Origin of the sequence: Bacillus cereus group sp. MS39 (genome assembly GCF_040448665.1) — a bacterium.
GTDB classification, from domain to species: Bacteria; Bacillota; Bacilli; order Bacillales; family Bacillaceae_G; genus Bacillus_A; species Bacillus_A wiedmannii.
Genome location: NZ_CP123058.1, coordinates 285,388 through 297,610, shown reverse-complemented (window position 1 = coordinate 297,610; position 12,223 = coordinate 285,388). Strand labels below are relative to the sequence as shown.

The window sequence follows — 12,223 nt, the reverse complement described above, 5'->3', positions numbered from 1 at the left end:
AGAGCTCCACTATTGGAGAAAGATATACATAATAAGAAAAGGATTATATTTTCTTTTTTACATCTTGATTGTCAAACTGAGGGTGAATGTTATGATCAAGCGAGTATTTCAATACGTTATTTTATTTTTAACAATTACTATGTACGCGTCATCTCATGCAGGAGCAACTACAATGACCCCTGCTGAACATCATCCAAATATTGAAACTACCTCTCCTACAAAAAAAATCGCGTACTTAACATTTGATGACGGACCAAACAAATATACTACGCAAATTTTAAACATCTTAAAGGAAAAGAACGGAAAAGCAACTTTCTTTGTTATTGGTGGAAAAGTACCACATTATAAAAAAACAATGCAACGATTAATTCAAGAGGGGCATTATATCGGACTTCACAGTATGTCACACGATGTAAAACGCCTTTACACTGGTGATCCATCCGCTTTAATTACAGAAATGGAACAAACACAAAACATTGTTCAGCAAGTTACAAAATTAAATACACATCTCGTTCGCGTCCCGTATGGTAGTATGCCTTACTTAAAAAAGAATTACCGTGATGCACTTGTATCCGCCCAGTATAAAATGTGGGATTGGACAATCGATACATATGACTGGAAAAGCTATGACAATCCTTCTGCCATACTAGAAAGAGTACGTAATCAGAGCGATGAACAAGTCGAAGTGATTTTAATGCATGATTCAAGTGTAACCGTACAAATACTGCCTAAAGTAATTGATTACTTACAGTCACAAGGATACAAACTTCTTCCCTATAATCCATCTTCTCACCTCGAAGTGAACTTTTGGAAAGACACAAGATTGTAACAGCTTTAGTGCCTATTTGCTAAAGCTGTTTTATTTTTCTCTTCCCACCCTTCCCATTTTTGTGTAAAATTTTAAATAGTGATGAAGTTTCGAGGTGAATAGAAATGAAACGAATAGATCTCATTTTTAACGCAATACAAGAAGGCAATTATATAGAAGGTGTAACCGCATCAGAACTAGCTACCCTGTTGCAACTAGATCGTGCCAATGTAAGTAGCGACTTAAACAAACTTGTAAAAGATAAACGTTTATTAAAAACAAATACGCGTCCTGTTCGTTTTTATATAGAAACGAACGCTTCGTTGGAAACGCATTCAAAGGAAATGACTTCATTAGATACATTTGCAATTGAAAATACAAGCCTTAAAATCGCAATCGAAAAAGCGAAAGCTTCTATTCTCTATCCTCCAAACGGTATGCATACTTTACTGCTAGGAGAAACAGGGGTCGGAAAATCTATGTTCGCTTCTTTAATGCACGAATATGCAATTGAAGTTGAACAGCTTCCTAAAAATGCACCATTTATCGTCTTTAACTGTGCCGATTACGCAAATAATCCACAGCTACTACTGGGACAGTTATTTGGAATTAAAAAAGGAGCTTATACAGGGGCAAGTGATCAAAAAGGGTTAATTGAAAAAGCACATGAAGGGATCCTTTTCTTAGATGAAGTACATCGCCTTCCTCCAGAGGGACAAGAAATGCTTTTCACCTTTATTGACCGCGGGGTATACCGCCGCCTTGGAGAAACAGAAAACGAGCGTAAAGCACAAGTATTAATCATTACTGCAACAACAGAAGAACCAAATTCATTTTTATTAAAAACATTTACAAGACGTATACCAATGACTGTTACGCTGCCACCACTTCGTGAGCGTACACATAAAGAACGATTTGCTTTACTGCAACTATTTTTCACAAATGAAGCAATCCGTCTGCGAAAAGAAATTCACGTTAGCCCGAATGCAATGCGCGCTTTCGTCTTTTACAATTGCCCCAATAACATCGGGCAATTAAAAACGGATGTACAAATTGCCTGTGCGAAAGCCTATTCTGACCTTGTGACAAAGAAACGTGACTCTGTCTATGTTTCAAGTACAGATTTACCTTGGTATATAAAAGAAGGGTTATTCATTGAAAGAAAGAGCCGTCATCTATACCAAATACCAAATGAAACATTTATATTTACAGGTGATGAAGGTTGGAGTAATCATAAAATTGAGAATGAAAAACGGTCTTCTATTTACGATTATATTGATTATAAATACGAAGAACTTCAAGCTCGCGGTATTGAAGAAGACGAATTAGAATTACTAATAGAAAATGATATTCAAAGCTTTTTCGTACAATATTTTAACCAAATTTCTAAAAAAACAAGTCATGAAAATGTTTTTAAAATTGTGGATCGTAATATCGTTTCCGTATGTGAAAGAATTGCGGAACTTGCTGAAAAGCATTTATCTAAGACGTTTGATGAAAAAGTATTTCTCGCTTTAAGCTTACATGTACAGACAACTCTACAACGTTTGCAAGCTGGGAAACAAATTCATCACCCACAATTAAATCAAATTCGTACGAAATATAAAGACGCTTTTTCCGTAGCTATGCAATGCATTCAACTACTGGAGGACGAATTACAAATAACAATGCCTATTGATGAAGCAGGCTTTTTAACAATGTTCTTCGTTGTTGATCCAATTCCTGCCTCACAAACAGAAGTAAAAGTATTAATATTAGCGCACGGCAACGGCATCGCAACAGAAATGGCAAACGTCGCAAACGAACTGCTCGGCATTGAGGAAGTAACCGGTATCGATATGCCGTTACATGAATCGCCGAAAGATTTCTTAGAGCGTGTGAAAGTGTATATGAAAACACTCCAAAATGTAAATGGACTTCTCTTACTCGTCGATATGGGCTCACTCGCTTATATTGGTGATATATTAGAAACTGAGTTCAAAATTCCGGTACGTGTTCTTTCCATGACAAGCACTCCACATGCACTAGAAGCAGCTCGAAAAGCTCAACTTGGCTACTCGTTAGATGCATTGTATGAGACAGTGAAGAACTTAACACCGTTTTACTTAAACGTACAAGAAGAAAAGAAAAAGCCACTATCACCAATGAAGTCTGTTATTTTAACAGCTTGTTTAACTGGGGAAGGCAGTGCTTTAGCTATTCAAAAAATGTTAGAGAACTATTTGCGATTTGACAAAGACTTAATTGAAATTATTCCGATTAGTATCGTCCATGAAAAAGATTTAACGAAAATGATTGAGAACATAAAAAAAGAGCGGAATATCATTTGTATCGTCACGAATTTCGATGTGCAGGTGCCATGCTTAACGTATCATTTCCAAGACATTGTAAACTACACAGCAATTCAGCCAATTCAAGAATTAATTACGTATGAAGAAACATATGCAAAAATGGCTGATATTCTGGAACAACAAATGCAGCGGAACGACGGAGCATTACTTATTAAAACAATTCGTTACGCATTAAATACAATTCAAGAATTAATTTCCTTACAGCTAACTCCTGACAGCTTAATGGGTGTGATTCTGCATATGAGCTGTATGGTTGACCGTCTTCAAAAAGGAGAAAGCCTCCTCCCTCATCCAGATAAAGAGAAACGAAGACAAGATGAGTACTGGATGTATATGAAAGTGAAAAAAGCATTACAACCAATTGAAAATACATTTGAAATACAAATCCCTGATGATGAAGTGTTTTATATCATGGACTTCTTCATTAAAAACCAGCCTGTAAAAAATTAATCGAAGCAGTGTTTTAAATATATCGACCGTAACGCGAATTATATTAGCGATTTTCACAATATATCGATTTACCGACAATAACCGCTAAAATTTGCACCTTATAGAAAAAAAGCTGTTCCAAAATGGACAGCCTTTTTTCTACTTCTTTACTTTTCTGATTCTCCCCCTGATTTCGCCCTTCTTATTCGACTTCGTATAAACATTTACATATACATTTGCCTGAATGATTTCTTGAAGTAAGCTATCAAACGCTCTCCCTTGTAAAGGCCCTTCAAAATCTTCCACATTGACTACACCGGTCACGACTCCTTCATTTACACTAATACCTTGCTTTATTGGACCAAACAAATTTAAAACCACTGGACCGATTTGATCCGCTTTTCCTAAATGAATTTGGCATGATGTAACTTTTTCGATGTTTTTCAATATGATCCGATATTGTAATTTCTTTAAATCATCACTAAATATAAACTCTGTTACACCATAAGCTTCTGTATTTACAGGAGGTATTTCCCTCTTCCCTGTTAACCTCGCAAAGAAACGTGTTGTCATACGGGCATTCTCCTCATATAAATTTCCCAGCACTACTTCTACTACTTTATGGTTTATACATAATCATTTATGACTTTTTCAAGCTTTAATTCCGAAGAAAAGATTCACACAATCTTTACATTAGAATCGTTCCTTTCGCTTTACTATCTCTTGTATAATGCACTTAGAAAAACATTCTAGGAGGTCATTTTGGAAAATAACAAATACACTTTCCACACATTATTAGAGATTTTTCTCGTCTCATTTAAATTAGGACTTACTTCATTTGGTGGTCCTGTCGCCCATCTCGGCTATTTCCACCATGAATACGTGCAAAAAAGAAAATGGATGGATGAACGAAGCTATGGAGACTTAGTAGCACTATGTCAATTCCTTCCTGGTCCTGCTAGCAGTCAAGTCGGTATGGGGGTTGGATTATTAAGGGGCGGACTATTAGGAGCTATTATTTCATGGATTGGATTCACTTTACCGTCTGTGCTTGTTTTAGTTTTCTTCGCCTCATTCCTTAATCAGTTCGATCTTGGAAGTGCTGGCTGGATTCATGGACTAAAACTTGTAGCAGTCGCCATTGTCGCTCATGCCATATGGGGAATGGCACAAAAATTAACGCCAGACCGAAATCGTGCGACGATTGCTATCGTAACTGCCGCAATCGCCTTACTATGGCCAAACAGCTGGACACAAGTCATTCTCATTATAATATCTGGCTTTATCGGCTGGTTTTTATATCGCAACCAACCAATTAGCCAATCTCAAAATATAAAAGTACCTATTTCAAAAACGATAGCAGTTTCTTGTCTCATCTTATTCTTCGGACTATTACTGTTGCTACCAATATTAAGACCGTTCTCATATTACATCGCTTTATTTGATAGTTTCTATCGCTCTGGCGCACTTGTATTTGGAGGCGGACACGTCGTGCTACCCCTTCTTGAAGGTGAGTTCGTACAAAACGGAATGATGACGAAAGAACAGTTCCTAGCTGGATACGGATTAACACAAGCCGTACCAGGTCCACTATTTACATTCGCTTCTTATATAGGAGCTATGTTAAACGGGACGCTTGGGGCAATACTCGCAACAATTGCGATCTTTCTTCCTGCTTTCTTGCTCGTTATTGGTGTTTTACCATTTTGGGACAGTGTGAGAAAAACCTCTTACATACAAGGTGCACTACTTGGAGTCAATGCAGCCGTTGTCGGTATTTTACTAGCAGCTTTTTATGACCCTATTTGGACAAGCACAATTATGAACGCTGTAGATTTTGTTTTTGCATCTCTTCTATTTTGCTTGCTCGCTTTTTGGAAAACACCACCTTGGGTTATCGTTATACTTGGAGCCTTTGGCGGATATATTTTATCCATTTTGTAAATAAAAAACGACGGCATTCTATAGCCGTCGTTTTTCTATTAAAACTTCACAAGCTCTATTCCTTCAGGCAACTCGCTCTCTGTTAAAATACGTAATTCTTTCACACGATCCATTACGTAAGAAGAACGCTTCACAAGCTCTGGATCAATATAAGCTGGATGAACCATAATTTCTACCGTTTGTTCACCTTGTACTCTTCCTTTTAACTTCACGAAGTAATCTTCCGTCACACCATCTGCGTAAAAATCACTGTAAAACACGTCAGAAAATGGGCGTACTGCTCGCTCTTCCTCACAACGACGAATTGGAACATTATATGTAGCAGCTAATCTCTCAAGAACATCGTGCAAAATTGGCAATCCATGTACGTGATGATGACTATCTAAATGGGTCGGTGTTAATCCGTAAGATAAGAATTTCTCAATTTGAGCAGTCCATTCTCTCTCAACTTCTTCGGGACTTAGCTTCCCTTCCCATACGATGCTTTGTTTATGAAACAACCCATCGCTATTTACAAGTGATGGTACGTCTCCAAGAAGCGGTTTCCCTGCCGTTAATACGAGATGTACTCCTACCCCTAACGTTTTATACTCTTTCGCTAAGCGTACCGCATGCTCTGTTCCTGGCATATTCATCATCATCGTCGTTGAATTTACAAGTCCATTTATATGTCCATCAATAATGCCATAATTTGTACCCTCAGTAAGACCGAAATCATCTGCATTTACAATTAACTTAATCATCGTAATACCTCCTAATAGAATAAAAAAAGCGGGCTAAATAGCGCCGCTTTATTTCTCTACCTTTTTGAAGAACTGCGGAAGATATTCTTTATGTGCTTCCAACATTTCATCTAAAATTTGTTTTGCAACTTTATCTGATGGTACAAGTGGATTAATTGTCATAGCAAGCAGCGCTTTATGATAATCTCCTGTAACAGCAGCTTCAATTGTTGTGCGCTCAAATGATTTAATTTGTTGTACTAAACCGCGAACTGGTACGGGAAGATCTCCGACCGCAATTGGTTTTGGACCTTCTTTCGTAATAATACAGTTCACTTCAACAGCAGAATCATGTGGTAAGCTTGCAATTGTTCCGTTGTTTCGTGTATTAACAGGCTGGATATCACCTTTATTATTGTAAATAGACGTAATTAAGCTACATGCTGCGTCACTATAATAAGCGCCGCCACGTTTTTCTAATTGTGGTGGTTTAATATCTAAGTTCGGGTCTTTGTATAACTCGAATAAATCATCTTCTAATTGTTTTACTACTTCTGCACGTGTACCTTTTTCAACTGAAGCTTCTTTCTCTTCTTCTAACATTTCACGTGTTTTGTAGTAATAACGGTGGTATGGACATGGAATTGCGCGAAGGCCGCGAATAAAGTCTGGCTCCCAGTTAAGCGCTGCAATATTTTCCATCGTAATTTGCTTTTCTGGATCTGTTACAAGCTCTAACACACGATCCATTACACTTACGCCATCTAAATATACGTCTAATCCGTATACCATGTGATTTAAGCCTGCAAAATCAACGTGAACACGACTTGCATCTACTTCAAGTAATTTTGCAAGACCCATGCGAATTCCGATTGGAACATTACATAGACCAACTACTCTTTGAATATTTGTATAACGAAGGACAGCTTCTGTTACCATACCAGCTGGGTTTGCAAAGTTAATTAACCATGCATTCGGACAAAGCTCCTCCATATCCTTACAAATATCTAAAATAACAGGAATCGTTCTCAATGCTTTGAATAAACCACCAGGACCATTCGTTTCCTGACCGATTACATCATATTTTAATGGGATTGCTTCATCTTTTGCACGTGCTTCTAATAAACCAACTCGAAGCTGCGTCGTTACGAAATCAGCATCCTTTAATGCCTCGCGGCGATCGAGTGTTAAATGAACCTCGATTGGTAAACCTGATTTTTTCACCATACGTTTCGCTAAGTTACCAACGATTTCTAACTTTTCTTTTCCTGCCTCAATATCTACTAACCAAATTTCACGAACAGGAAGCTCATCATAACGTTTAATAAATCCTTCAATTAACTCTGGTGTATAACTAGATCCACCGCCGATTGTAGCAATTTTAATTCCAGTCATGCTTTATTCCCCTTTCGCTTCTAACTTTTTATAAAGGTCAATAAATTCTGCTGCTAATTCTTTTACTGTAATCGCATTCATTAAATGATCTTGTGCATGAATTAACAGAACACTAACCTCTGTTTTTTCTCCTCTTGCTTCTGATTGTATGAGCTCTGTTTGGAAATGATGCGCTTCATTAATCGCTTCTTTCGCCTTTACCATCGCTTCATCTGCTTCTGCCATTTTCCCCTGTTTGGCAAATTGAAGTGCCTCCATTGCAAAGCTTCGTGCATTACCACTATTTAAAATTAATTGGAATGGAATTTGTTCTGCTGTAGTCATCATAATTACCGCCCTCTCTATTATGGTTCAACCGATTTAAATACCCCTTCAGTTTGAACATTTCTATTACATTATTATTTTATGAATGATAGTTTGGTGTTCTTGTAGATGGGTCTCATCTTTTTGAACATGATATAAAGGTAATTGTTCTCACAGATAACGTTATCTGTGAGAACAATTACTATGTTACATAGGTACAGAGTTGTTATTTCCTTGTGCTGCTGCTTTTTCAGTACGAACAACAGAACGGTCAGATAATACAACGAATGGATAGTAGATTACCATCGCAATTACAAAGTTGAATAACTGTAGAATCGCACCAGAAATATGTCCACCTGTTACAAGATAACCACTAATAATTGGTGGTGTTGCCCATGGAATCATCACAACGGTTTTTGGTACCCAACCAATAGATATAGCTGTATAAGAAGTAATTACTAATACAATTGGTGTTAGGATAAACGGTAAGAATAAAATTGGATTTAAAATAATTGGTGTACCAAAGATTACTGGTTCGTTAATGTTGAATGCACCTGGACCAATTGATAGACGAGATACACCGCGTAATTGTGCACTTTTCGCTACAAGTAATACAACGACTAAGAATGCTAATGTTGCACCAGAACCACCAAGATATACGAAAGTATCAAAGAATGGTTTTGTAATAATGTTTGGAACATCAAATGCAGATGTACCACCTTTGAATAAATTCATATTTTTCTCTAATGCCGGTAAGTATAGTGGCTCAATAATACCACCAACGATATTTGGACCATGTAAGCCGAAGAACCAAAGAAGATGAACAAGGAGTACAATGACAATTGCACTTGGTAATGTCCCTGCTAAACTTTGCAGTGGTGATTGAATCGTATTAAAGATAAATTCATGAACACTTGTACCAGCTAATTTCACTGCTAATTGAATACCTGCAACTACTGTTAAGATAACAAATGCTGGAACTATAGCTGCGAAAGATCTTAAAACTGCTGGTGGTACTCCATCAGGCATTTTAAAAGTAATATTTCTTTGTACAAAGAAACGGAATACCTCAGTAACAAGGAGTGCCACGATAATTGCTACGAATAGCCCTTGTGCCCCTGTCCAAGCTAAGTTCAATCCGCCTTCTTTAGGTGTTGTTGGCGTAAGAATAATTAACGCACCAAATGAAATAATACCTGCTGACAAACCATCAACGCCATAAGATTTTGCTAAGTTATAACTTGTTGTAAATGCTATGATTAGTGCTAAAATTGCGAAAGAACCAGTCCACATTCCACCGCCAACTTGTTTCCACGTTTCACCAAACAAACCTTTCATGAACTCTTGGAAAGCTTCAGACGGAAAACCATTAATTAGTGATGCCAGTGCACCAACTAAAATAAGTGGCATAACTGCAATAAATCCATCACGGATCGCAGCTAAGTGACGTTGCGATCCGATTTTACCAGCGACAGGAACAATATATTTCTCCATGAATGCAATAAACTTTTGCATTTCGCTTCCCCCCTAATTATTTTTTAAGTGTTAACGCGTGATCTAAAACTGCTTCTCCATTCATCATGCCGTAGTGCATTGGATTGATAACGTCGATTCCAACGTTTCTCTCATCAGCAAGCGTTTTCATTGAAGAAAGCATGTAACGAACTTGTGGTCCTAGTAATAATACATCTGCTTGATCGATATTTGTTTTTACTGCATCCCCAGATACAGCCCAAATCTTTCCTTCTAGACCTCGAGCTTTTGCAGCCGCTTCCATTTTTGTAACTAGTAAACTTGTAGACATCCCTGCTGAGCAACATAATAAAATATTCATTTGAAAATCCCCCTTGTGTAGTATAAAAAATTTATGTTTATTTATTTTTCTTTACGCTATTTATTAATGCAATTAGCGTGCCAACTTTTCAAAACCACTAAAATCAGCACTTTTTCGACTGTTTTCTTTGTGTGTTAACGCTTTCAATTAGTGTGTCGACCAAAAAACACACAGTGTGTTATAAAACAACACGCTTTTAACACATAACTGTATGAAAATAGATTAGTGTTTAGTTGTCTAGTTGTGTTTAAACCAAAAAAACACTAAAAAATTTTTTTCAGCTTGAAAATCTAGTAAAAAAATAAAACTCTCTTGAACACACTCTTCTATCTATTGTCCAAGCAAACTCTACTAAATTACATAGAATAGAATAAAATAACACAATTCGAAAGGGGATTCCTATGCCAAAACATAGAAAACAAAGCAAAATAAAGATTTATAGAATAACAAGCTATAAAAAAGACAAACGTTCTGAATTAGACTCTAACAAATTTGAACTAGAACAGCAGGAGGTAGAAAATAAGCAGGACAAGCAGGGCAAAGAAGACAAACAAGACAAACAAGACAAACAAGACAAACAAGACAAACAAGACAAACAAGACAAACAAGACAAACAAGACAAACAAGACAAACAAGACAAACAAGACAAACAAGACAAGCAAGATAATCAAGATAATCAAGTACAATCGGAAAATGTAGTCATAGTACCCACAGATTCACACAACTTAGATATATGGGATGAAATTTCTCTAAAGGAAATACAAGCTGGTGAACATACGAGTTTATTTGCAGAACAAAGTAATTATCAAAATATTGCTTTGTTGCAAGTTAGCGATATCCGTTTATATTTGGACAAGCAACTACAATTCAGTTCCGTCGATGAGCAAATTTATCATGAAGCACTTGTGCATCCACTTATGTCAAAAGTAATTGATCCAAAACGTGTTCTCATATTAGGCGGTGGCGATGGTCTTGCCCTGCGAGAAGTTTTAAAATATGAAACTGTACTACATGTAGACCTTGTTGACTTAGATGGATCGATGATTGATATGGCTCGTAATGTTCCTGAATTAGTTTCTTTAAACAAAAATGCATTTTTTGATAATCGTGTAAATACACACGTATGTGATGCAAAAGAATTTTTAAGCTCTCCTTCTTCTTTATACGATGTAATCATTATTGATTTTCCAGACCCAGCGACAGAGTTGTTAAGTACTTTATATACAAGCGAACTCTTTGCTCGTATAGCTACATTCTTAACAGAAGGCGGAGCATTCGTCTGCCAATCTAATTCACCTGCTGATGCACCTCTTGTATATTGGAGCATTGGTAACACAATCGAACATGCTGGATTGACTGTGAAAAGTTATCATACAATCGTTCCTTCTTTCGGAACTGACTGGGGATTTCATATTGCCGCTAATTCTGCCAATGTACTCAATCAAATTGAGCAATTATACGTAGTACCAACTCCTCGAACATTACCTTCTCTTCTTTCTCCTTTATTTCAATTTAAAGAAGAACATTTAGAACAACGTAATCTCGCTCTTTTAAACTCAGAATCGAATCTTATCCTACATCAATGTTACAAACAGGAAATGGAATTTTAACAACATTATAGTAAGGAGTGCTACCTTATGGAATACTCTACTTTCGGTAAGCATATAATAGTAGATTTATGGGGAGTGGATTTTTCTCTATTAGATGATATTTACTTTTTAGAATATCATTTAGTTAACGCTGCTGATCAATCTGGTGCTCACGTTTTAAACGTAAGTACAAAAGAATTCGATCCGCATGGTGTTACTATTTTAGTTTTACTATCTGAAAGCCACCTTTCTATTCACACTTATCCAGAAAAAAACTTTGCAGCCATTGACTGTTATACGTGTGGTACGACCGTTGAACCGCAAATAGCGATTGATTATATCGTAAGTTTATTAAAACCAAATGAGATGCATATAAAGAAACTAATTCGTGGTATAGGAGAAATTGTTACTACCGATTAAATATCACTCTTACTCATTTGTAAAAAGGAGGATTGTAAATACCATCAGTGGAACGAACACTCCACTGATGGTACAGACACATACATAAAAAAACCTTGCATACGCAAGGTTCATTCCGATACTGACATCTTCCTATATAATTCTACAAATTCACTCGCTAATTCCTTCACCGTAATTGCATTCATTAAATGATCTTGCGCGTGCACCATCAGAAGGGTAACTTCGGTCTTTTCACCACCCGCTTCTTTCTGTATGAGCTCCGTTTGTACACGGTGCGCCTCTTTTAATTCCTCTAACGCTTCTTGTAATTTCGCTTCTGCTTCTGTAAATTCTCCACGCTTTGCGCAATCAATTGCTTCCATTGAACAACTTCTCGCATTTCCCCCATGCAAAATTAAGTGAAAAGCCTTCGTTTCTATCGTATCCAT

General features: G+C 36.9%; 12 protein-coding genes. 5 read left to right on the top strand and 7 right to left on the bottom strand.

What is annotated here, in order from left to right; translation table 11 throughout:
• Positions 1 to 91 precede the first annotated feature (91 nt).
• A complete protein-coding gene (locus QEP67_RS01400) occupies positions 92 to 829 on the top strand; it encodes a polysaccharide deacetylase family protein (RefSeq protein ID WP_000597170.1) in 738 nt (245 codons plus the stop codon).
• 104 nt (positions 830 to 933) lie between these two features.
• Positions 934 to 3,609, top strand: a complete 2,676-nt coding sequence (locus QEP67_RS01395) for a sigma-54-dependent transcriptional regulator (protein ID WP_000820939.1) — start codon at positions 934 to 936, stop codon at positions 3,607 to 3,609.
• Between the two features lie 138 nt (positions 3,610 to 3,747).
• Here QEP67_RS01395 and exsM read toward each other — a convergent pair whose 3' ends face one another.
• Positions 3,748 to 4,161 carry an exosporium regulatory protein ExsM gene (gene exsM, locus QEP67_RS01390; RefSeq protein ID WP_000213117.1) on the bottom strand — a complete coding sequence of 138 codons (414 nt, stop codon included), beginning with the start codon at positions 4,159 to 4,161 and terminating at the stop codon, positions 3,748 to 3,750.
• A 189-nt stretch (positions 4,162 to 4,350) separates the two neighbouring features.
• On the opposite strand from exsM, the gene QEP67_RS01385 reads away from it, so the two are divergent.
• Positions 4,351 to 5,532 (top strand): chromate transporter, encoded by a 1,182-nt coding sequence (locus QEP67_RS01385; RefSeq protein WP_000429775.1) that lies wholly within the window; start codon positions 4,351 to 4,353, stop codon positions 5,530 to 5,532.
• A 38-nt stretch (positions 5,533 to 5,570) separates the two neighbouring features.
• Here QEP67_RS01385 and chbG read toward each other — a convergent pair whose 3' ends face one another.
• The 5 genes from chbG to QEP67_RS01360 all read right to left on the bottom strand — a co-directional run bounded on the left by chbG (position 5,571) and on the right by QEP67_RS01360 (position 9,786).
• Positions 5,571 to 6,275, bottom strand: a complete 705-nt coding sequence (chbG, locus tag QEP67_RS01380) for a chitin disaccharide deacetylase (protein ID WP_000593474.1) — start codon at positions 6,273 to 6,275, stop codon at positions 5,571 to 5,573.
• Positions 6,276 to 6,323: 48 nt separating this feature from the next.
• Positions 6,324 to 7,649, bottom strand: a complete 1,326-nt coding sequence (gene celF, locus QEP67_RS01375; RefSeq protein ID WP_000145749.1) for a 6-phospho-beta-glucosidase — start codon at positions 7,647 to 7,649, stop codon at positions 6,324 to 6,326.
• Between the two features lie 3 nt (positions 7,650 to 7,652).
• A complete protein-coding gene (locus QEP67_RS01370; protein ID WP_000989055.1) occupies positions 7,653 to 7,976 on the bottom strand; it encodes a PTS lactose/cellobiose transporter subunit IIA in 324 nt (107 codons plus the stop codon).
• A gap of 183 nt (positions 7,977 to 8,159) precedes the next feature.
• A complete protein-coding gene (gene celB, locus QEP67_RS01365; RefSeq protein ID WP_074651391.1) occupies positions 8,160 to 9,467 on the bottom strand; it encodes a PTS cellobiose transporter subunit IIC in 1,308 nt (435 codons plus the stop codon).
• 16 nt (positions 9,468 to 9,483) lie between these two features.
• On the bottom strand, positions 9,484 to 9,786 hold the full coding sequence (locus QEP67_RS01360; protein ID WP_001023569.1) for a PTS sugar transporter subunit IIB: 303 nt from the start codon (positions 9,784 to 9,786) through the stop codon (positions 9,484 to 9,486).
• Positions 9,787 to 10,187: 401 nt separating this feature from the next.
• Here QEP67_RS01360 and QEP67_RS01355 point away from each other — a divergent pair, with 401 nt between their 5' ends.
• The gene (locus tag QEP67_RS01355) at positions 10,188 to 11,396 is read left to right on the top strand and encodes a polyamine aminopropyltransferase (protein ID WP_353706503.1); all 1,209 of its coding nucleotides are present in this window, start codon (positions 10,188 to 10,190) and stop codon (positions 11,394 to 11,396) included.
• Between the two features lie 27 nt (positions 11,397 to 11,423).
• Complete coding sequence (speD, locus tag QEP67_RS01350) at positions 11,424 to 11,795, top strand: adenosylmethionine decarboxylase (RefSeq protein WP_064057306.1); 372 nt, start codon at positions 11,424 to 11,426, stop codon at positions 11,793 to 11,795.
• Positions 11,796 to 11,905: 110 nt separating this feature from the next.
• Here the strand turns inward: speD and QEP67_RS01345 are convergent, their stop codons facing one another.
• Positions 11,906 to 12,223, bottom strand: a complete 318-nt coding sequence (locus tag QEP67_RS01345; protein ID WP_000379646.1) for a PTS lactose/cellobiose transporter subunit IIA — start codon at positions 12,221 to 12,223, stop codon at positions 11,906 to 11,908.

What these genes read in the sequence shown, in the direction of transcription:
- QEP67_RS01400 (WP_000597170.1), top strand. Translation starts at nt 92, where the DNA reads ATGATCAAGCGAGTATTTCAATACGTTATTTTATTTTTAACAATTACT.
- QEP67_RS01395 (WP_000820939.1), top strand. Translation starts at nt 934, where the DNA reads ATGAAACGAATAGATCTCATTTTTAACGCAATACAAGAAGGCAATTAT.
- exsM (WP_000213117.1), bottom strand. Translation starts at nt 4,161, where the DNA reads ATGACAACACGTTTCTTTGCGAGGTTAACAGGGAAGAGGGAAATACCT.
- chbG (WP_000593474.1), bottom strand. Translation starts at nt 6,275, where the DNA reads ATGATTAAGTTAATTGTAAATGCAGATGATTTCGGTCTTACTGAGGGT.
- celF (WP_000145749.1), bottom strand. Translation starts at nt 7,649, where the DNA reads ATGACTGGAATTAAAATTGCTACAATCGGCGGTGGATCTAGTTATACA.
- QEP67_RS01370 (WP_000989055.1), bottom strand. Translation starts at nt 7,976, where the DNA reads ATGATGACTACAGCAGAACAAATTCCATTCCAATTAATTTTAAATAGT.
- celB (WP_074651391.1), bottom strand. Translation starts at nt 9,467, where the DNA reads ATGCAAAAGTTTATTGCATTCATGGAGAAATATATTGTTCCTGTCGCT.
- QEP67_RS01360 (WP_001023569.1), bottom strand. Translation starts at nt 9,786, where the DNA reads ATGAATATTTTATTATGTTGCTCAGCAGGGATGTCTACAAGTTTACTA.
- QEP67_RS01355 (WP_353706503.1), top strand. Translation starts at nt 10,188, where the DNA reads ATGCCAAAACATAGAAAACAAAGCAAAATAAAGATTTATAGAATAACA.
- speD (WP_064057306.1), top strand. Translation starts at nt 11,424, where the DNA reads ATGGAATACTCTACTTTCGGTAAGCATATAATAGTAGATTTATGGGGA.
- QEP67_RS01345 (WP_000379646.1), bottom strand. Translation starts at nt 12,223, where the DNA reads ATGGATACGATAGAAACGAAGGCTTTTCACTTAATTTTGCATGGGGGA.